An 18,162-nucleotide genomic window follows, 5' to 3' on the forward strand; every position below is an offset into this window, starting at 1 on the left:
CCTCGACAAGAACCTCGTCGAGGCCCTGGCCGACCCGCTGGTGCACTTGGTGCGCAACGCTGTCGACCACGGTATCGAGTCGCCGGAAGAGCGCGAAGAGTCGGGCAAGGCCCGTAGTGGCAAGGTGGTGCTGGCGGCCGAGCAGGAGGGCGACCACATCCTGTTGTCGATCTCCGACGACGGCAAGGGCATGGACCCGAACGTCCTGCGCGCCATCGCGGTCAAGCGCGGGGTGATGGACAAGGATGCCGCCGATCGCCTGAGCGACACCGAGTGCTACAACCTGATCTTCGCCCCGGGCTTCTCGACCAAGACCGAGATCTCCGACGTGTCCGGCCGCGGCGTGGGCATGGACGTGGTGAAGACCAAGATTTCCCAGCTCAACGGTTCGATCAACATCTACTCGACCAAGGGCCAGGGCTCGAAGATCGTCATCAAGGTGCCGTTGACCCTGGCGATCATGCCGACCCTGATGGTGATGCTGGGTAACCAGGCGTTCGCCTTCCCGCTGGTCAACGTCAACGAGATCTTCCACCTGGACCTGTCGCGCACCAACGTGGTCGACGGCCAGGAAGTGGTGATCGTGCGCGACAAGGCGCTGCCACTGTTCTACCTCAAGCGCTGGCTGGTCAGTTCCGCCGCTCACGAAGAGCAGCGTGAAGGCCACGTGGTGATCCTTTCGGTGGGCACCCAGCGGATCGGCTTCGTCGTCGATCAACTGGTCGGCCAGGAAGAAGTCGTCATCAAGCCATTGGGCAAGATGCTCCAGGGGACTCCTGGCATGTCCGGCGCCACCATTACCGGTGACGGCCGCATCGCCCTGATTCTCGATGTCCCGAGCATGCTCAAGCGTTACGCCGCACGGCGTATTTGAATACCGGAGGGGCGGGGCCATTTGCCTTGCCCCGCCTAACGGAGTGTTTATGGCAGTCAAAGTCCTGGTGGTGGACGATTCGGGTTTTTTCCGCCGCCGCGTCTCGGAAATTCTTTCAGCGGATATCAATATCCAGGTCGTCGGTACCGCGACCAACGGTAAAGAGGCGATCGATCAGGCCCTGGCGCTCAAGCCGGACGTGATCACCATGGACTACGAGATGCCGATGATGGATGGCATCACGGCTGTGCGGCACATCATGCAGCGCTGTCCGACGCCGGTATTGATGTTCTCCTCGCTGACCCATGAAGGCGCCCGGGTGACCCTGGATGCGCTGGACGCCGGCGCGGTGGATTTCCTGCCGAAGAATTTCGAAGACATCTCGCGCAATCCCGAGAAGGTCAAGCAACTGCTGTGCGAGAAGGTCCACAGCATCTCGCGCAGCAACCGTCGCTTCAGCAGCTACAGCGCCCCGGCGCCACAACCGGCGGCGGCGCCTGCGCCTGCGCCGTCGAGCACCAGCAGTTTCAGCAGCCCGGTTCCGGCCCGTCCGGCCCCGGCGCCAGCGCCTGCGCGCACCTCGGCCGCCAGCTCGTCGGCGGCGCCCAAGCGCAAGGCCTACAAGCTGGTGGCCATCGGTACTTCCACCGGTGGTCCGGTGGCGCTGCAGCGGGTACTGACCCAACTGCCGGCCAACTTCCCGGCGCCGATCGTGCTGATCCAGCACATGCCGGCGGCCTTCACCAAGGCCTTTGCCGAGCGTCTGGACAAGCTCTGCCGGATCAGCGTCAAGGAAGCCGAGGATGGCGACATCCTGCGTCCTGGCCTGGCGTTGCTGGCACCGGGCGGCAAGCAGATGATGATCGACGGCCGTGGCGCGGTGAAAATCCTGCCGGGCGACGAGCGTCTCAACTACAAGCCGTGCGTGGACATCACCTTCGGTTCGGCGGCCAAGTCCTACGGCGACAAAGTTCTGGCGGTGGTCCTCACCGGCATGGGCGCCGACGGCCGCGAGGGCGCGCGCCTGCTCAAACAGGGCGGTAGCGCGGTCTGGGCCCAGGACGAGGCGAGCTGCGTGATCTACGGCATGCCGATGGCGATCGTCAAGGCGGAGCTGGCGGATGCGGTGTACAGCCTGGACGACATCGGCAAGCATCTGGTCGAGGCGTGTCTCTGATGGATGTTCTAAGCCTCATCGGCATCATCATGGCGTTCGTCGCCATCATCGGTGGCAACTACCTGGAAGGCGGTCATCTGTCGGCCCTGGCCAATGGCCCGGCGGCGCTGATCGTGCTGGGCGGGACCATCGGTGCGGCGCTGCTGCAGTCGCCGTTGAGCGCCTTCAAGCGCGCCATGCAGATTCTCGGCTGGATCCTGTTTCCGCCGCGGGTCGACCTGGCCGGCGGCATCGACCGCGTCGTCAACTGGAGCCTGACCGCCCGCAAGGAAGGTCTGCTGGGCCTGGAAGGCGTGGCGGATGCCGAGCCGGACACCTACTCGCGCAAGGGCCTGCAACTGCTGGTGGACGGCGCTGAGCCGGAGTCCATCCGCAGCATCCTGGAAGTGGATTTCTACACCCAGGAAAGCCGTGACATCGAAGCGGCGAAAGTCTTTGAAAGCATGGGCGGCTATGCGCCGACCATCGGGATCATCGGTGCGGTCATGGGCCTGATCCACGTGATGGGTAACCTGGCCGACCCGTCGCAATTGGGCAGCGGTATCGCCGTGGCCTTCGTGGCGACCATCTACGGTGTGGCCAGCGCCAACCTGGTGCTGCTGCCGATCGCCGCCAAGCTCAAGTCCATAGCCTTGCGGCAGTCGCGTTATCGCGAAATGTTGCTTGAAGGAATCCTGTCGATTGCCGAAGGTGAAAACCCTCGCTCCATCGAGTTGAAGCTGCAAGGCTTCATGGACTAAGGGAATAGCCATGGCACGTCGTCGCCAGCACGAAGAACACGTCAACCATGAGCGTTGGCTGGTGTCCTACGCGGATTTCATCACCTTGCTGTTCGCGTTTTTCGTGGTCATGTACTCGATCTCCTCGATCAACGAGGGCAAGTACAAGGTCATTTCCGAAGCGCTGATCGGTGTGTTCACCGACTCGGACCGCGCCCTCAAGCCGATTCCCATCGGCGAAGAGCGCCCCAAGACCGTGACCCCGGCCAAGCCGCTGGTCAAGGACAGCGAGCAGACCGATGCCGGCATCGCCGGCGCCAGCGACCCGCTGAAAAGCATCGCCGACGACATCAGCGCCGCCTTCGGCGACCTGATCAGTTCCAACCAGATGACGGTGCGCGGCAACGAGCTGTGGGTCGAGATCGAACTCAACTCCAGCCTGCTGTTCGGCAGCGGCGATGCCATGCCCAGCGACCTGGCGTTCAACATCATCGACAAGGTGGCGGGGATCCTCAAGCCCTTCGACAACCCGATTCACGTCGAAGGCTTCACCGATAACCAGCCGATCCAGACCGCGCAGTACCCGACCAACTGGGAGCTGTCGTCGGCCCGCTCGGCGAGCATCGTGCGGATGATGGCGATGCAGGGGGTCAACCCGGCGCGCATGGCGTCGGTCGGCTACGGCGAGTTCCAGCCGGTAGCCAATAACGCGACGGCCGACGGTCGTGCCCGCAATCGTCGGGTAGTGCTGGTGGTATCGCGCAATCTCGATGTACGCCGCAGCCTGACGGGCACCGGCAGCGCCCACGCGACGCCGGATGCGGCCTTGAAGCGGGCTGGCACACAAACTGCACCAACCCCCCTCAAGACGCCGGGACGCGAGAGTGCCGTCAATTCTCCGTCACCGACTTTATAACTGGGTGCTATGTCTCGGTCGGCCCCTGCCGGCCGGGAGGAACGATCTGAATGAGAGTCTGGGCAGTTGCCAATCAAAAGGGTGGTGTCGGTAAGACCACCAGTTCCATCGCTTTGGCCGGTTTGCTGGCCGAGGCGGGCAAGCGCGTGGTCGTGGTCGATCTCGACCCCCACGGCTCCATGACCAGCTATTTCGGCTATGACCCCGACAGCCTGGAACACAGCAACTACGACCTGTTCCTGCACAAGGGCAGCGTGCCCGAGGGCTTGCCCGGGCAGTTGCTGCTGTCGACCAGCGACGAACGTATTTCCCTGCTGCCATCGAGCACCGCGCTGGCGACCCTGGAACGCCAGTCGCCGGGCCAGAGCGGCCTGGGCCTGGTGATCGCCAAGAGCCTGGCGCAGTTGTGGCAGGATTTCGACTATGCGGTGATCGACAGCCCGCCCTTGCTCGGCGTGCTGATGGTCAATGCCCTGGCGGCGAGCCAGCAACTGGTGATCCCGGTGCAGACCGAGCACCTGGCGGTCAAAGGCCTGGAGCGCATGGTCAATACCTTGGCGATGATCAACCGCTCGCGCAAACAGGCGTTGCCGTTCAGCATCGTGCCGACCCTGTTCGACCGCCGCACCCAGGCCTCCCTGGGCACCTTGCGGGTGCTGCGGGACAAGTTCCCGGATGAGATCTGGCAGGGTTATATCCCGGTCGACACGCGCTTGCGCGACGCCAGCCGGGCGGGGCTGACGCCTTCGCAGTTCGATGGCAAGAGCCGCGGCGTACTGGCCTATCGCGCCTTGCTCAAGCATTTGCTGGCCCAGCAACTTGTTCCGCAGGTGGCTTGACGTGCCGGATCATTCAAGTCTGTCGTCGATCTGGCCGATAAACCCTACAGGTCACTGTGCTGGGTTTTATCCGTGGGCATCCTCATGAACCGTCCTCTCGACATCAAGTCCCGGCCGCAGCTGGCGCTGCAGTCCTACCTGGACGCGTTGCTGCAGGATGCCACCGAAGAAGAATATGCGGTTGCCGAGGCGCAGCCGGACATTCAGCTCCAGATTCAGGCTGAAGCTCAGGCCGTGGTGGCCGAGGTCGTCGCCGCGACCGAGGTCCTGGATGAGTTCCAGGCCGCGGTGCTCGAAGAGCAGGCGCGCGATGCCCAGGCCCAGCGACCCGCGCCTGAACCGGCGGTTGTCGCGTCACCGGCCCGCGCCGAAGAACCTGTGGTCGCTCCTGTGCTGGAGGCGCCCGCACCGTTGCCGTCTACGCTGTCGACCGTTGCGCCCTTGCTGCAAGGCCTGGTCGAGCCGGTGGTCGAAGTGCATCGGCCACCGAGCAGCACGCCACCGCCAGTGGTGGGGGACGACCGGCCGAGCTGGGCTGCGGAGCCTTTCGAGTGCCTGCTGTTCGATGTCGCCGGGTTGACCCTGGCGGTGCCGCTGGTCTGCCTGGGCTCGATCTACTCCCTGGCGGGGCAGGAATTGACACCGCTGTTCGGCCAGCCGGAATGGTTCCTCGGGATCCTGCCGAGCCAGGCCGGCAACCTGAAAGTGCTGGATACCGCGCGCTGGGTGATGCCGGACCGCTATCGCGACGATTTCCGCCAGGGGCTGCAATACGTGATCTCGGTCCAGGGCTACGAGTGGGGGCTGGCAGTGCATCAGGTCAGCCGCTCGTTGCGCCTGGACCCGAACGAAATCAAATGGCGCAGCCACCGTGGCCAGCGGCCATGGCTGGCGGGCACGGTGATCGAACACATGTGCGCGCTGCTGGACGTTTCCGAACTGGCCGAGCTGATCGCCAGCGGCGGGGCGAAACACATGGCGATCAGCAAGCCGGCGCCCAAGCCGGTATAGACCAACAACAGGTCGCGCCGCGGGCGCGATCCGATAGAACACACACCGTCAGCAACGGTTTTTTGAGGGGTCAGGGGTATGAATAAGTCGTCGTCTGCACAGGGTTCTGAAGATCCGATCCTGCAATGGGTAACGTTCAAGCTGGATAACGAGTCCTACGGTATCAACGTGATGCGCGTGCAGGAAGTGTTGCGTTACACCGAGATCGCACCGGTGCCGGGTGCCCCGAGCTATGTGCTGGGCATCATCAACCTGCGCGGCAACGTGGTGACCGTGATCGACACCCGCCAGCGTTTCGGCCTGGTGCCGACCGAGGTCAACGACAACACCCGTATCGTGATCATCGAAGCCGACAAGCAAGTGGTCGGGATCATGGTCGACAGCGTGGCGGAAGTGGTTTACCTGCGTCAGTCGGAAGTCGAGACCGCGCCGAACGTCGGCAACGAAGAATCGGCCAAGTTCATCCAGGGCGTCTGCAACAAGAACGGCGAGCTGCTGATTCTGGTTGAGCTGGACAAGATGATGAGCGAGGAAGAGTGGTCGGAACTGGAGAGTATCTGATTGATTCTCGAGGTTGCGGTAATTGTCCTGGCTATCCTCTGGGTAGCCACTCTGGCGCTGTTTTTGTCGTACACCCGTAAGCAGCGGCAGGTTGCCGAGCAGCAGGCCCGGAACGATGCGTTGCGCGATCAGCGCATCAAGGACCTGGCCAAGCGCGTCGATGACTACCAGAACGGTACGGTGCGCATGGGCGAAGACCTGCACGAGCTGCGCTCGGTGGTCGGCCCGCTGCCGGACAAGCTGGCCCAGCTGGAACAGCGCGATCCGTCGAGCCTGTCCTTCGCCCAGGCCGCGCGCCTGGTGGGCATGGGCGCCAGCGTCGACGAACTCACTCAGTCCTGCGGCCTGACCCAGGCCGAGGCCGAGTTGATGAGCAAGTTGCACAAAAGCTGAAGTCCCCCTGTAGCCGCGGCCTGTGGCAGCGGCTACAGATCAGTAATCATCCCCGCTTAGCGTCACATCCTTCTCCAGCACCGCTGCCTGCGGTTCATGCCCGGCCGGGAACTTGCCCTTCAGGTTCCAGGCGAAGGCGATGATTTCGGCGATGGTCAGGTACAACGCTTCGGGAATGCTGTCGCCCAGTTCCAGGCGCGCCAGCAGCTTCACCAGCTCGGCGTTTTCATAGATCGGTACTTCACTGTCCCGGGCGATTTTCAGGATGGCTTCGGCCAGTTCGTCGTCGCCCTTGGCGGTCAACGTAGGGGCGTGCTGGCCGTCGTACTTGAGGGCGATGGCCTGGCGTGGCGGGTTGGAATGGTTCATGCGGTTTCGTCGACCCAGCGTTGTTCCAGTCGGGTTTTCGGGCCTTGCGGCGGGGTGCCGAGATGGCAATCCAGGTCGCCGACATCCAGGCCGCAGGAGAGCAGCCGTTCACGCAGGCTGCCCAGGTGGTTTTCGATCAGGTTGGCGGTAAATGGTCGCTGCGCCCAGAGCTGGCTGGACAGGCGGCCCTTGAGCAACTGCGCCTGCACTTGCAGCGGGCCCAGCGGCTCGAGGTCGAACGCCAGTTCGACGCGCCACAGCTGCTGTTTCGGTTCGCGTTCCTCGCGCTTTTCCTCGGGCGCCTGCTCCGCCGGGTCCTCGCGCTGGAGCTTGACCTGCAAGGGCACGACGTCCTGCATCGTGCGCATGGGAATCTCCAGCTGCCAGGTGGTCAGCAGCCGTCCGTCGTCGGTCAGGCCGCTCTGTTCCAGGCTCGCCAGCTGATGGCTCTGCAGGCGTGAGACGGCCGCCGCCGCCAGGCGCAGCAGGTGTTCCAGATCGCCTTCCGCTTCCAGGCTTTGCAGCAGTCGCGAGGGCAGGGGGAAGCCGCCGGGCTGGGGCTTGGCGCTGACCTGGCCAAGGGTGCCCAGGGCGCTGCGGACAAAACTCGGCAGCACCTGGGCCAGGGTATTGGCGGCAACGATGGCGTTGAGGTTGGTGCTGGCCGGCAGGCTAGGGGTCAGTTGGGCGATCAGGCGCAGCAGGTTGCCCTTCAGGTCACCGCTCGGGGCCGGGCCGTCGCCGGCCAGCAGCCGCGATTCGAGAAAGGCGCCGCTGTTGCCCAGGGCCTGGGCCAGCGCCTTGGGGTTGCTCAGTTGCTGGAGGTCGGGCAAGCCGACCAGCAGCTTGTCCACCGCGACGCGCAGTTCGCTGGACGTGGCGTCGGACGGCGGCAGGTTCTGCAGCGCGTTGATCAGGCCGCTCAGCGAGGCCTGGCGGCTTTGCTGGGCGGCCAGTTGCTGGGCGACCGCCAGCTGTTCCTGGCGCCCGCTCAGCGGTACGAAGTTCAAGGTTTGCGAGCCCTGCACCAGGGCGCTCAACAGGCTGCCGATGCGCAAGGGTTGCAGGCTGTCGATGCTCAGGGTGCTGCCGCTCAGGGCGGTGTTGAGCAGGCTCACCAGCGAGCGATAGACCGCTGGTTGTCCGGCTGCCTGAGGTTGCAACTGGGTGGTCAGCACCTTGCCTTGCAGCAGGGTGCCGACCGGCAGTTGCGCGGTGTCGATCCGGGTCAGGGTGGCGACGCTGGCGGCGAGGGCCTGCTGCACGGTGATGACCAGGCTGCTGGCCGAGGGTTGGGTCACCAGCAGGCTGGTGCCCTGGGGCAGCGGCTGGCTGCTGGTGGCCTGGAGCGTGGTCTGCCGGCCGCTGTCGAGGGTGACCTTGAGCAGCAGCTGGAATGTCTGGTCCGCCTGCTTGAGCGACAGCACCTCGGCCTTGGCCGACTGACCCGTGGCGATCAACCCTTCCAGCGGCTGCAACAGTTTGAGCAGCTCGCCGCTGACCGGCAGCGCGCGCACGGTTCCCGGCATCAGCTGCGGCAGCGGGGGGAGGGTGATTTCGCCTGTCATCTGGACACAACCTGTGGAGAAATAGCCCTCTTGAGAGTAGGGCATCGCATGTATAATGCCGCCCGTCTTCGGGGGGCGTGGCGAAAACATCGCAAAAGTTTGACGCAGCTCTCTGGAACAGGCCGCCGATGCGTTTATTCTGCATCTCTTTAACGGCTGCTTCACTGCCGACTTGAACCGTAAAGGCCCGCGATCATTTGACCAGTCCCCTTCTAGAAGCCGTAGCGCTCGCCTGTGAGCGAGACCTGCGGCTGCTCTTCGAAAAGCTCGAACTGCGTCTGGCCAGCGGCGACATGTTGCAGATCAGCGGCCCCAACGGCAGCGGCAAGACCAGCCTGTTGCGCCTGCTGGCCGGGTTGATGCAGCCGACCAGCGGCCAGGTGCTGCTCAACGGCCAGCCGCTCAACGCCCAGCGTACGGAGCTGGCGCGCAACCTGTTGTGGATCGGCCATGCGGCGGGGATCAAGGACCTGCTGACCCCCGAGGAAAACCTCAGCTGGCTCTGCGCCCTGCATCAGCCTGCCGAACACGACGCGATCTGGCGGGCCCTGGCGGCGGTCGGCTTGCGCGGTTTCGAGGATGTGCCCTGCCACACCCTGTCCGCCGGCCAGCAGCGCCGGGTGGCGCTGGCCCGTCTGTACCTCGACAGCCCGCCGCTGTGGATCCTCGACGAACCCTTCACCGCCCTGGACAAACAGGGTGTGGCGCAACTGGAAGAACACCTGGCCGGCCACTGCGAGCGTGGCGGCATGGTGGTCCTCACCACCCACCACAGCCTCTGCCGCATGCCGTCCGGTTATCGCAACATCGACCTGGGGCATTGGGCCGTATGAGAGTGTTCGGACTGCTGGTCGCCCGCGAATCCCGGCTGCTGTTCCGCCGTCCCGCCGAGCTGGCCAACCCGCTGGTGTTCTTCGCCATCGTTGTCGCACTGTTCCCGTTGGCGGTGGGACCTGAGACACAATTGTTGCAAACCTTGTCTCCGGGGCTGGTCTGGGTAGCGGCCCTTTTATCGGTTTTGCTCTCGCTGGACGGGCTTTTCCGCAGCGATTTCGAGGACGGATCCCTGGAACAGTGGGTCCTTTCGTCGCACCCCCTGCCTCTTCTGGTTCTGGCCAAGGTACTGGCACACTGGGCCTTCTCCGGCCTGGCACTGGTATTGCTTGCGCCCCTGTTGGCCCTGATGCTCGGCCTGCCTGCGGCCTGCCTGCCGGTGCTGTTGGCGTCCCTGCTGCTGGGCACTCCGGTGCTGAGCCTGCTGGGGGCGGTGGGCGCGGCGTTGACGGTAGGGCTCAAGCGCGGCGGCTTGCTGCTGGCGCTGCTGATCCTGCCCCTGTACATCCCGGTATTGATTCTCGGTAGTGGCGCCTTGCAGGCGGCCCTGCAAGGCATGCCGGCGACCGGTTATCTGCTGTGGCTTGGCAGCCTGACCGCCCTGGCAGTAACCCTGACACCCTTTGCAATAGCAGCTGGCCTGAAGATCAGCGTCGGCGAATAATGAGGTCTGATCAAATTTTGATCAGTAAAGACCCTGGCCGTGCGTGACAACGCCCGGCACCCGTGATGGAAACAGTATGAACTGGACCTGGTTTCATAAGCTCGGCTCGCCCAAGTGGTTTTACGGCATCAGCAGCAAGCTGTTGCCCTGGCTGAGCATCGCAGCCTTGCTGCTGATCACCATTGGCGTCGTCTGGGGCCTGGCCTTCGCGCCGCCGGACTATCAGCAAGGCAACAGCTTTCGCATCATCTACATCCACGTGCCCACCGCCATGCTGGCCCAGTCCATCTACGTGATGCTGGCGGTGTGCGGGGTGGTCGGCCTGGTGTGGAAGATGAAACTGGCCGACGTCGCCCTGCAATGCGCAGCGCCCATCGGTGCCTGGATGACTGCCGTGGCGCTGGTCACCGGGGCCATCTGGGGCAAGCCGACCTGGGGTTCGTGGTGGGTCTGGGACGCGCGCCTGACCTCGATGCTGATCCTGCTGTTCCTGTATTTCGGGGTGATCGCCCTGGGCAACGCCATCAGCAATCGCGATAGCGCGGCCAAGGCCTGCGCGGTGCTGGCGATCGTCGGCGTGATCAACATCCCGATCATCAAATACTCGGTGGAGTGGTGGAACACCCTGCACCAGGGCTCGACCTTCACCCTCACCGAAAAACCGGCGATGCCCGTCGAAATGTGGCTGCCGCTGCTGCTGACGGCACTGGGTTTCTATTGTTTCTTCGGCGCGGTGCTGCTGCTGCGCATGCGCCTGGAAGTGCTCAAGCGCGAAGCCCGCGCCAGCTGGGTCAAGGCCGAAGTGCAAAACAGCCTGGAGGGCGCGCGATGAGTTTCGCTTCCTTCGCCGACTTTCTCGCCATGGGCCATCACGGCCTGTATGTGTGGTCGGCCTACGGCATCTGCCTGGCGGTGCTGGTCCTCAACGTGGCGGCGCCAGTGCTGGCCCGCAAGCGCTACCTGCAACAAGAGGCGCGTCGTCTGCGCCGGGAGAACAATCAGTGAATCCGCTGCGTAAAAAGCGTCTGTTGATCATCCTTGGCGTGCTGGCGGGCGTGGGTATCGCCGTCGGCCTGGCCCTGAGCGCCCTGCAACAGAACATCAACCTGTTCTACACCCCGACCCAGATCGCCAACGGCGAAGCCCCCCATGACACGCGGATCCGTGCCGGCGGCATGGTCGAGATGGGCTCGCTGCAACGTTCCGCGGATTCGCTGGACGTGCGCTTCGTGGTCACCGACTTCAACAAGGCCGTGACCATCACCTACCGCGGCATCCTCCCGGACCTGTTCCGCGAAGGGCAGGGCATCGTCGCCCTGGGCAAGCTCAACGCCGACGGCGTGGTGGTGGCCGACGAAGTGCTGGCCAAGCACGACGAGAAGTACATGCCACCGGAAGTGACCAAGGCCCTGAAAGACAGTGGCCAACCGGCGCCGGTTCCGGCCAAGGAGGGTTGATCGATGACGTCCGCTATCTTCATTCCCGAACTGGGCCACCTGGCGATGATCCTGGCCCTGTGCCTGGCCCTGGTCCAGGCCGTGGTGCCGCTGCTCGGCGCCTGGCGCGGCGACCGCTTGTGGATGGGCCTGGCGCAACCTGCGGCCTGGGGGCAGTTCGCCTTCCTCGTCTTCGCCTTCGGTTGCCTGACCTACGCCTTCATGACCGACGATTTCTCGGTGGCCTATGTCGCCAGCAACTCCAACAGCGCCTTGCCCTGGTACTACAAGTTCAGCGCGGTGTGGGGCGCCCACGAAGGCTCGCTGCTGCTCTGGGCGCTGATCCTCGGCGGCTGGACCTTCGCCGTGTCGGTGTTCTCCCGGCAGTTGCCCCAGGTGATGCTGGCGCGGGTGCTGGCGGTGATGGGCATGATCAGCAGCGGCTTCCTGCTGTTCCTGATCGTGACCTCCAACCCCTTCACGCGGATCCTGCCCCAGGTTCCCGGTGACGGCCGCGACCTCAACCCGCTGCTGCAGGACATCGGCCTGATCGTGCATCCGCCGATGCTCTACATGGGCTATGTCGGTTTCTCCGTGGCCTTCGCCTTCGCCATCGCCGCCTTGCTCGGCGGGCGCCTGGACGCGGCCTGGGCACGTTGGTCGCGGCCCTGGACCATTGTCGCCTGGGCGTTCCTCGGCATCGGCATCACCCTCGGCTCCTGGTGGGCCTACTACGAACTCGGCTGGGGCGGCTGGTGGTTCTGGGACCCGGTGGAAAACGCCTCGTTCATGCCCTGGCTGGTGGGCACCGCGCTGATCCACTCGCTGGCGGTCACCGAGAAGCGCGGGGTGTTCAAGAGCTGGACCGTGCTGCTGGCCATCGCTGCGTTCTCCCTGAGCCTCTTGGGCACCTTCCTGGTGCGTTCCGGGGTGCTGACCTCGGTGCACGCTTTCGCCTCGGACCCCGAGCGCGGGGTGTTCATCCTGATCTTCCTGCTGTTCGTGGTGGGGGGGTCGCTGACCCTGTTCGCCCTGCGCGCGCCGGTGGTCAAGAGCCAGGTCGGCTTCAACCTGTGGTCGCGGGAAACCCTGCTGCTGGGCAACAACCTGGTGCTGGTGGTGGCGGCCTCGATGATTCTGCTGGGCACCCTGTACCCGCTGGTGCTGGATGCCCTGACCGGGGCCAAGCTGTCGGTCGGTCCGCCCTACTTCAACGCGCTGTTCATTCCGCTGATGGCGCTGCTGATGGTGGTGATGGCGGTCGGCGTGGTGGTGCGCTGGAAAGACACGCCGCTCAAGTGGCTGGCGAGCATGCTGACCCCGGTACTGCTGGGCAGCGTGGCACTGGCGGTGGTGGCCGGTGTCGCCTACGGCGACTTCAACTGGGCGGTGCTGGCGACCTTCCTGCTGGCGGCCTGGGTGCTGCTCGCCGGGGTGCGCGACATCCTCGACAAGACCCGCCACAAAGGCCTGCTCAAGGGCCTGCCGGGCCTGACCCGCAGTTACTGGGGCATGCACCTGGCGCACGTGGGCATCGCGGTCTGCGCCCTGGGCGTGGTGCTGTCGAGCCAGAACAGCGCCGAGCGCGACCTGCGCCTGGAGCCGGGCGAATCCATGGACCTGGCCGGCTATCACTTCATCTTCGACGGCGCCAAGCACTTCGAAGGGCCGAACTTCACGTCCGACAAGGGCACCGTCCGGGTGGTCCGCGACGGCAAGGAGGTGGCGGTGCTGCATCCGGAAAAACGCCTGTACACCGTGCAGAGCTCGATGATGACCGAAGCCGGGATCGACGCCGGTTTCACCCGTGACCTCTACGTGGCCCTCGGCGAGCCCCTGGGCAATGGCGCCTGGGCCGTGCGGGTACACGTCAAGCCGTTCGTCCGCTGGATCTGGTTCGGCGGCCTGCTCACCGGGCTTGGCGGCCTGCTGGCGGCCCTCGACCGGCGCTATCGGGTCAAGGTGAAGACCCGGGTGCGCGAAGCCCTGGGCATGACAGGAGTCGCTGCATGAGACGCTGGATAATGTTGTTGCCGCTGGCGCTGTTCCTGCTGGTGGCGGTGTTCCTCTACCGCGGGTTGTTCCTGAACCCGGCCGAGCTGCCGTCGGCGATGATCGGCAAGCCGTTCCCGGAGTTCTCCCTGCCGTCGGTGCAGGGCGACAAGACCCTGACCCGCGCTGACCTGCTGGGCAAGCCGGCGCTGGTCAACGTCTGGGGCACCTGGTGCATTTCCTGCCGGGTCGAGCACCCGGTGCTGAACAAGCTGGCGCAGCAGGGCGTGACCATCTACGGCGTCAACTACAAGGACGTCAATGCCGACGCCCTGAAGTGGCTGGCCGAATTCCACAACCCCTACTTGCTGGATATCCGCGACGAGGAGGGCACCCTGGGCCTGAACCTCGGCGTGTACGGTGCGCCGGAAACCTTCTTCATCGACGCCAAGGGCATCATTCGCGACAAGTACGTCGGGGTAATCGACGAAACCGTCTGGCGCGAGAAACTGGCCGCCAAGTACCAGGCCCTGGCCGATGAGGCCACGCCATGAAGCGCTGGCTGGCCGCGGCCGTCCTGGGCCTGTGCATCGCCGGCGTGGCCCACGCGGCGATCGATACCTACGAGTTCGCCAACGACGCCGAGCGTGAGCGTTTTCACGAGTTGACCAAGGAACTGCGCTGCCCCAAGTGCCAGAACCAGGACATCGCCGACTCCAATGCGCCAATCGCCGCGGACCTGCGCAAAGAGATCTTCCGCATGCTCGGCGAAGGCAAGGACAACCAGCAGATCATCGACTTCATGGTCGACCGCTATGGCGACTTCGTGCGCTACAAGCCGGCCCTGACCGGCAAGACCGCCTTGCTCTGGTTCGGCCCCGCCGGCCTGCTGCTGGGTGGGCTGGTGATCATCGCCGTGATCGTCCGGCGTCGGCGCGTACCGCGCAGCGACAGCCCGAACACGCTTTCCCTCGATGAGCGCAAGCGCCTCGACCAACTGTTGGATAAAGACCACGAATGATTGATTTCTGGCTCGCCGCAGGCCTGCTGCTCCTGGTAGCCCTGAGTTTTCTGCTGATCCCGATCCTGCGCGGCCGCCGTGCCCAACGGGAAGAGGATCGTACCGCGCTGAACGTGGCGCTTTATCAAGAACGGCTGGCCGAGCTGCAAGGCCAGCAGGCCGAAGGCGTGCTCAGCGCCGAGCAGATGGACAGCGGCCGCGCCGAAGCCGCGCGCGAGCTGCTGGCCGACACCGAGGGCGGGGAACCGGCCCGGGCATCGCGCCTGGGCAAGCCGCTGCCATTGTTGGCGGCGCTGCTGGTGCCGGTGCTGGGCGTGGCGCTGTACCTGCATTTCGGCGCCAGCGACAAGGTCGAGCTGACCCGTGAGTTCGCCCAGGCCCCGCAATCCATGGAAGAGATGACCCGGCGCCTGGAGCGCGCGGTCGCCGCCCAGCCGGATTCCGCCGAAGGCCTGTACTTCCTCGGGCGCACCTACATGGCCCAGGACCGTCCGGCGGACGCGGCGAAGATCTTCGAACGCACCGTAGCCCTGGCCGGGCGCCAGCCGGAACTGCTCGGCCAGTGGGCGCAGGCCCAGTACTTCGCCGACGGCAAGCAATGGTCGGACAAGGTCCAGGCCCTGACCGACGAAGCGTTGAAGGCCGATCCGAAGGAAGTCACCAGCCTGGGCCTCTTGGGCATCGCCGCCTTCGAAGGCGAGCGTTATCAGCAGGCCATCGACTACTGGAACCGCCTGCTGGCGCAACTGCCGGCGGACGACAATTCCCGCGCCGCGCTGCAAGGCGGCATCGACCGGGCGACCGAGAAGCTGCTGGCCAGCGGTGGCAAGGTAGTCCAGGCGCCCGCGGCCAAGGCCGCCGCGCTGCTCAAGGTGCGGGTCGACCTGGCCGCCGAGCTGAAGGCCAAGGTGCAGCCGGGCGACAGCGTCTTCATCTTTGCCCGCGCCGTTTCCGGTCCGCCGGCGCCGCTGGCGGCCAAGCGCCTGACCGTGGCCGAGCTGCCGGCGACCGTCGAGCTGGGGGATGCCGATGCGATGATGCCGCAATTGAAACTGTCGAACTTTCCGCAAGTCCAACTGGTGGCGCGCGTTTCCCGCGCCGGCCAGCCGACGGCTGGCGAGTGGGTCGGTCGCAGCCAGCCTCTGGCCAGCAGCACCACCGCGCCGCAACAACTGACCATCGACAGTCCGGATCAATAAAGAGAACCCATCATGAGCGCCATCGCTCGTATCACCCTGTTAACCCTGGCCCTGGGGCTGAGCGCCTGTGCGGTCCAGGAGCCGATGCCATCCGAGGCGCCGCCGCCGATCCCGTCGGGGCAACCCGGCGCCCATACGGCGCCGAGCACCAAGCCGGGCAAGCCCGTTACGCCGAGCAAGCCGGCCAAGGCGCCACCGCGCACCTCCGCCAGCTTCGCTCCGCCACCGGGGGGCAACAGCCACTGGGACGCGCGCCTGGGGGTCTATGTGCTGGATGACCAGACCAACACCTTCTACCGCCAGCGCACCTACTACCGCTGGAACAACGGCTGGAGCCGTTCCATCAGCCCCAACGGCCCCTGGGAAGAGACCGATGTCCACGGCGTGCCTTCGGGCCTGGGGCGGCAGTTCCAGTAAGCGCTTGCCGCTGGGCGGGACGCGAGCGGTGCAGGTTCAAGCAGCAGGGTGGATGGCCGATACACGGGGGTGTTCCTGAGTATCGCCATCCGAGCGCCCGATGAAGAAAGACCTGAACAAACCCTATTTCGCGCCCATGGCCTTCTGGCTCGGTGTTCTCGCGGTTCTGCTTTCCCTGCATGGCTTCGTGGATGTCGAAGTCCCGCAACTGATCTACTTCTCCCTGGCGCCGGTGTACCTGCTGGTGCTGTTCGTCTTTCTCTACTACTTCTGCTGCTGGAGCCTGATCTCGGTCTTCCGCCTGGGCGAGATCGGCTGGAAGCGCGTGGACTACGGCTGGCTGCTGCTGGCCTCCCTGGCACTGATCAGCGAGACCCAGAACGTCAGGACCGAGTGGTTCCAGAGCGACTATCGACTGGCCCAGTCCCATGAGGCCTCGACCCGCCAGCGCCTCAAGGCCGAGATCGACGACCTGCTGGGCCCGGAACCCTGCCGCGCCGCCTTGACCCTCCAGGACGCCGCTGATGCGGCCCAGGTGAATGAGCTCTGCCGGCGTTTCGCGGTGCTCGAGAGAACGGCGGACGGCAAGCTGACAGCGCTTTCGGTGGGCACCGTGATCCAGGCGTTGGATGAACTTCGCGCCGGGTATTCGGCGCCGCCCGTGCTGGCCTGGCTCGACCGGTTGGGGAATAGCCTTGGCGAGCTGACACGGGCGCGCAACGAGGTGCACAGGCTGTACCAGTTGACCCGCGCCACCGGGACGGAAACGGTCTACCGCTACTTCGTTCCGGTATTGCTGGTGTTCGCCCTGGCGCTGCGGGCCTCGAAGGTCACCGGCGAAGTGCTGCTCAAGGCGCCGCGCAAGCGCAAGGCGTGGATGATCGTCAACCGGCGCATGGTCATCGATGGCCAGGGCTTTGTCAGGGGCGCCCGCAGCCGATTCGACGAGGCGCTGCGTAACTGGCGCCAGGCGAAGTGGGAGGTGGTGCACCTGGAGTGTCCGTTCCTGCCCGAGGTCAGCGCCATCGACACCCAGGTTCCTGTGGTGCCGGGTTTCTATGAAAACGAATTCCAGCTGGCGGTCATCGGCGCCTTCGAGCAGTGCGGGTTTGTCGAGTGGGCGGCTCGCCAGTCGGTCGAAACCCTGTATCTGGTGGGGGAGACCGACCCTGGGCTGATCGAACGGGTGCAGCGCTGGGGCGAGGCGGCCAAGGTCGAAGTGCTGGTGCGCGCGCGGATCTGATGCCGCTTCAGCCTTGAGCACTGTCCGGCCCGGCCAGCAACTGCTGGACGAAGTCGACGAAGGCCCGGGCCTTGGCGCTGCTCAGGCGCCCGGTGGGAAACACCGCCCACAGCTCCTGGCGGGGCAGGTCCCAGTCCGCCAGGGTCTCGCGCACCGCGCCGCTTTCCAGCTCGGGCGCGAACATCCATTGTGAGGCCATGGTCAGGCCCCGATGGGCCAGCACCGAGGCCCGCACACCTTCTCCGGCGCTGACGCGAATCCGCCCGTGGACCGTCACCGACTGCTGTTCTTCACCGCGCTCGAAGCGCCAATGGCTGCCGCCGCCGAGGCTGTAGATGATCGCCTGGTGCCGGCTCAGGTCGGCGGGCGCGCGGGGTTCGCCGTAGCGTTCGAAGTAGGCCGGGGTGGCCAGCACCACGCGCCGGCATTCGCTGATCTTGCGCGCGGTCAGCCCGGAGTCGCTCAGGGGGCCCATGCGCAGGGAAACGTCGATGCCGGCCTCCACCAGATTGATGTTGCGGTCATCCAGCACTACGTCGATGTCGAGCTCGGGATGCCGGTCGAGAAAGGTCCCCAGGTGCGGAACGATATGCAGCCGGGCGAAGGTCACTGCGGCACAGATCCGCAACGTGCCCCTGAGCTCCGTGCCGGCGCCGCGGGCCGCGAGGTCGGCTTCGTCGGCCTCGTCGATGGCGCGCTTGGCCCGTTCGAAGAAGGCCATGCCGGCCTCGGTGGGGGTCAGGCCGCGGGTCGAGCGCAGCAACAGCCGCACCGCCAGCCGCGCCTCCAGCTGGGCGATGGTTTTCGAGACGGCCGGCTGGCCGACCTGCAGGCGCCGGGCGGCGGCCGAGAAAGAACCGCTTTCCACCACGTGGACAAAGGTTTGCATGGCTGCCAGACGGTCCATCGAGACTCCTTGTGGGCGGGAC

Annotated in this window: 22 protein-coding genes; 19 read left to right on the plus strand and 3 right to left on the minus strand. The window is 65.3% G+C overall.

The features are described 5' to 3' along the window. The 8 genes from ACQKQA_RS14890 to ACQKQA_RS14925 all read left to right on the plus strand — a co-directional run. On the plus strand, nucleotides 1-874 hold an 874-nt coding region (locus ACQKQA_RS14890), incomplete at its 5' end, for a chemotaxis protein CheA (RefSeq protein ID WP_427558695.1). A 49-nt stretch (nucleotides 875-923) separates the two neighbouring features. After that, the gene (locus ACQKQA_RS14895; RefSeq protein WP_427558698.1) at nucleotides 924-2,051 is read left to right on the plus strand and encodes a protein-glutamate methylesterase/protein-glutamine glutaminase; all 1,128 of its coding nucleotides are present in this window, start codon (nucleotides 924-926) and stop codon (nucleotides 2,049-2,051) included. Further along, nucleotides 2,051-2,791: a flagellar motor protein gene (locus ACQKQA_RS14900; protein ID WP_025805217.1), complete on the plus strand. Its 741-nt coding sequence runs from the start codon at nucleotides 2,051-2,053 to the stop codon at nucleotides 2,789-2,791. The genes ACQKQA_RS14895 and ACQKQA_RS14900 overlap by 1 nt, the downstream gene beginning before the upstream one ends. A gap of 10 nt (nucleotides 2,792-2,801) precedes the next feature. Then, nucleotides 2,802-3,686 carry a flagellar motor protein MotD gene (gene motD / locus ACQKQA_RS14905; protein WP_427558701.1) on the plus strand — a complete coding sequence of 295 codons (885 nt, stop codon included), beginning with the start codon at nucleotides 2,802-2,804 and terminating at the stop codon, nucleotides 3,684-3,686. A gap of 50 nt (nucleotides 3,687-3,736) precedes the next feature. Next, nucleotides 3,737-4,525, plus strand: coding sequence for a ParA family protein (locus tag ACQKQA_RS14910; RefSeq protein ID WP_007922498.1), 789 nt, complete (start codon nucleotides 3,737-3,739; stop codon nucleotides 4,523-4,525). A gap of 84 nt (nucleotides 4,526-4,609) precedes the next feature. Further along, nucleotides 4,610-5,536, plus strand: coding sequence for a CheW domain-containing protein (locus ACQKQA_RS14915; protein ID WP_427558705.1), 927 nt, complete (start codon nucleotides 4,610-4,612; stop codon nucleotides 5,534-5,536). 78 nt (nucleotides 5,537-5,614) lie between these two features. Further along, nucleotides 5,615-6,097, plus strand: a complete 483-nt coding sequence (locus tag ACQKQA_RS14920; RefSeq protein WP_011060011.1) for a chemotaxis protein CheW — start codon at nucleotides 5,615-5,617, stop codon at nucleotides 6,095-6,097. Further along, the gene (locus ACQKQA_RS14925) at nucleotides 6,098-6,490 is read left to right on the plus strand and encodes a DUF2802 domain-containing protein (protein WP_427558708.1); all 393 of its coding nucleotides are present in this window, start codon (nucleotides 6,098-6,100) and stop codon (nucleotides 6,488-6,490) included. A gap of 39 nt (nucleotides 6,491-6,529) precedes the next feature. Here the strand turns inward: ACQKQA_RS14925 and ACQKQA_RS14930 are convergent, their stop codons facing one another. Both ACQKQA_RS14930 and ACQKQA_RS14935 read right to left on the minus strand, forming a co-directional pair. Further along, nucleotides 6,530-6,859: an EscU/YscU/HrcU family type III secretion system export apparatus switch protein gene (locus tag ACQKQA_RS14930; protein WP_427558711.1), complete on the minus strand. Its 330-nt coding sequence runs from the start codon at nucleotides 6,857-6,859 to the stop codon at nucleotides 6,530-6,532. Continuing rightward, entirely contained in the window at nucleotides 6,856-8,427 is a 1,572-nt protein-coding gene (locus tag ACQKQA_RS14935) for a flagellar hook-length control protein FliK (RefSeq protein ID WP_427558714.1), read from the minus strand. Before ACQKQA_RS14935 ends, ACQKQA_RS14930 begins: the two co-directional genes overlap by 4 nt. 197 nt (nucleotides 8,428-8,624) lie before the next feature. Between ACQKQA_RS14935 and ccmA the strand changes: the two genes are divergently transcribed. The 11 genes from ccmA to ACQKQA_RS14990 all read left to right on the plus strand — a co-directional run bounded on the left by ccmA (nucleotide 8,625) and on the right by ACQKQA_RS14990 (nucleotide 17,233). Further along, a complete protein-coding gene (gene ccmA / locus ACQKQA_RS14940) occupies nucleotides 8,625-9,260 on the plus strand; it encodes a cytochrome c biogenesis heme-transporting ATPase CcmA (RefSeq protein ID WP_427558717.1) in 636 nt (211 codons plus the stop codon). Beyond that, on the plus strand, nucleotides 9,257-9,925 hold the full coding sequence (gene ccmB, locus ACQKQA_RS14945; protein ID WP_427558720.1) for a heme exporter protein CcmB: 669 nt from the start codon (nucleotides 9,257-9,259) through the stop codon (nucleotides 9,923-9,925). The genes ccmA and ccmB overlap by 4 nt, the downstream gene beginning before the upstream one ends. Nucleotides 9,926-10,001: 76 nt before the next feature. Beyond that, on the plus strand, nucleotides 10,002-10,757 hold the full coding sequence (locus ACQKQA_RS14950; RefSeq protein ID WP_427558722.1) for a heme ABC transporter permease: 756 nt from the start codon (nucleotides 10,002-10,004) through the stop codon (nucleotides 10,755-10,757). Further along, entirely contained in the window at nucleotides 10,754-10,930 is a 177-nt protein-coding gene (ccmD, locus tag ACQKQA_RS14955) for a heme exporter protein CcmD (protein WP_427558725.1), read from the plus strand. The genes ACQKQA_RS14950 and ccmD overlap by 4 nt, the downstream gene beginning before the upstream one ends. Beyond that, nucleotides 10,927-11,382 (plus strand): cytochrome c maturation protein CcmE, encoded by a 456-nt coding sequence (gene ccmE, locus ACQKQA_RS14960; protein ID WP_427558728.1) that lies wholly within the window; start codon nucleotides 10,927-10,929, stop codon nucleotides 11,380-11,382. The genes ccmD and ccmE overlap by 4 nt, the downstream gene beginning before the upstream one ends. A gap of 3 nt (nucleotides 11,383-11,385) precedes the next feature. Next, nucleotides 11,386-13,374 carry a heme lyase CcmF/NrfE family subunit gene (locus ACQKQA_RS14965; RefSeq protein WP_427558731.1) on the plus strand — a complete coding sequence of 663 codons (1,989 nt, stop codon included), beginning with the start codon at nucleotides 11,386-11,388 and terminating at the stop codon, nucleotides 13,372-13,374. After that, entirely contained in the window at nucleotides 13,371-13,907 is a 537-nt protein-coding gene (locus ACQKQA_RS14970) for a DsbE family thiol:disulfide interchange protein (protein WP_427558734.1), read from the plus strand. Before ACQKQA_RS14965 ends, ACQKQA_RS14970 begins: the two co-directional genes overlap by 4 nt. Continuing rightward, complete coding sequence (locus ACQKQA_RS14975; RefSeq protein ID WP_427558737.1) at nucleotides 13,904-14,374, plus strand: cytochrome c-type biogenesis protein; 471 nt, start codon at nucleotides 13,904-13,906, stop codon at nucleotides 14,372-14,374. Before ACQKQA_RS14970 ends, ACQKQA_RS14975 begins: the two co-directional genes overlap by 4 nt. After that, nucleotides 14,371-15,573 (plus strand): c-type cytochrome biogenesis protein CcmI, encoded by a 1,203-nt coding sequence (gene ccmI / locus ACQKQA_RS14980; protein ID WP_427558740.1) that lies wholly within the window; start codon nucleotides 14,371-14,373, stop codon nucleotides 15,571-15,573. Before ACQKQA_RS14975 ends, ccmI begins: the two co-directional genes overlap by 4 nt. A 12-nt stretch (nucleotides 15,574-15,585) precedes the next feature. Beyond that, a complete protein-coding gene (locus ACQKQA_RS14985) occupies nucleotides 15,586-15,990 on the plus strand; it encodes a hypothetical protein (protein WP_427558743.1) in 405 nt (134 codons plus the stop codon). A 100-nt stretch (nucleotides 15,991-16,090) separates the two neighbouring features. Further along, nucleotides 16,091-17,233 (plus strand): hypothetical protein, encoded by a 1,143-nt coding sequence (locus ACQKQA_RS14990; RefSeq protein WP_427558746.1) that lies wholly within the window; start codon nucleotides 16,091-16,093, stop codon nucleotides 17,231-17,233. Nucleotides 17,234-17,240: 7 nt separating this feature from the next. Here ACQKQA_RS14990 and ACQKQA_RS14995 read toward each other — a convergent pair whose 3' ends face one another. Then, nucleotides 17,241-18,140 carry a LysR family transcriptional regulator gene (locus ACQKQA_RS14995; protein WP_427558749.1) on the minus strand — a complete coding sequence of 300 codons (900 nt, stop codon included), beginning with the start codon at nucleotides 18,138-18,140 and terminating at the stop codon, nucleotides 17,241-17,243. Nucleotides 18,141-18,162: the final 22 nt, after the last annotated feature.

Origin of the sequence: Pseudomonas sp. NPDC089530, from assembly GCF_050280705.1 — a bacterium.
Taxonomy (GTDB): domain Bacteria; phylum Pseudomonadota; class Gammaproteobacteria; order Pseudomonadales; family Pseudomonadaceae; genus Aquipseudomonas.

Bases quoted from the DNA above. Each gene is read 5' to 3' on its own strand.
- ACQKQA_RS14895 (WP_427558698.1), top strand. From the start codon at position 924: ATGGCAGTCAAAGTCCTGGTGGTGGACGATTCGGGTTTTTTCCGCCGC.
- ACQKQA_RS14900 (WP_025805217.1), top strand. From the start codon at position 2,051: ATGGATGTTCTAAGCCTCATCGGCATCATCATGGCGTTCGTCGCCATC.
- motD (WP_427558701.1), top strand. From the start codon at position 2,802: ATGGCACGTCGTCGCCAGCACGAAGAACACGTCAACCATGAGCGTTGG.
- ACQKQA_RS14910 (WP_007922498.1), top strand. From the start codon at position 3,737: ATGAGAGTCTGGGCAGTTGCCAATCAAAAGGGTGGTGTCGGTAAGACC.
- ACQKQA_RS14915 (WP_427558705.1), top strand. From the start codon at position 4,610: ATGAACCGTCCTCTCGACATCAAGTCCCGGCCGCAGCTGGCGCTGCAG.
- ACQKQA_RS14920 (WP_011060011.1), top strand. From the start codon at position 5,615: ATGAATAAGTCGTCGTCTGCACAGGGTTCTGAAGATCCGATCCTGCAA.
- ACQKQA_RS14930 (WP_427558711.1), bottom strand. From the start codon at position 6,859: ATGAACCATTCCAACCCGCCACGCCAGGCCATCGCCCTCAAGTACGAC.
- ACQKQA_RS14935 (WP_427558714.1), bottom strand. From the start codon at position 8,427: ATGACAGGCGAAATCACCCTCCCCCCGCTGCCGCAGCTGATGCCGGGA.
- ccmB (WP_427558720.1), top strand. From the start codon at position 9,257: ATGAGAGTGTTCGGACTGCTGGTCGCCCGCGAATCCCGGCTGCTGTTC.
- ACQKQA_RS14950 (WP_427558722.1), top strand. From the start codon at position 10,002: ATGAACTGGACCTGGTTTCATAAGCTCGGCTCGCCCAAGTGGTTTTAC.
- ccmD (WP_427558725.1), top strand. From the start codon at position 10,754: ATGAGTTTCGCTTCCTTCGCCGACTTTCTCGCCATGGGCCATCACGGC.
- ACQKQA_RS14965 (WP_427558731.1), top strand. From the start codon at position 11,386: ATGACGTCCGCTATCTTCATTCCCGAACTGGGCCACCTGGCGATGATC.
- ACQKQA_RS14970 (WP_427558734.1), top strand. From the start codon at position 13,371: ATGAGACGCTGGATAATGTTGTTGCCGCTGGCGCTGTTCCTGCTGGTG.
- ACQKQA_RS14975 (WP_427558737.1), top strand. From the start codon at position 13,904: ATGAAGCGCTGGCTGGCCGCGGCCGTCCTGGGCCTGTGCATCGCCGGC.
- ccmI (WP_427558740.1), top strand. From the start codon at position 14,371: ATGATTGATTTCTGGCTCGCCGCAGGCCTGCTGCTCCTGGTAGCCCTG.
- ACQKQA_RS14985 (WP_427558743.1), top strand. From the start codon at position 15,586: ATGAGCGCCATCGCTCGTATCACCCTGTTAACCCTGGCCCTGGGGCTG.
- ACQKQA_RS14990 (WP_427558746.1), top strand. From the start codon at position 16,091: ATGAAGAAAGACCTGAACAAACCCTATTTCGCGCCCATGGCCTTCTGG.
- ACQKQA_RS14995 (WP_427558749.1), bottom strand. From the start codon at position 18,140: ATGGACCGTCTGGCAGCCATGCAAACCTTTGTCCACGTGGTGGAAAGC.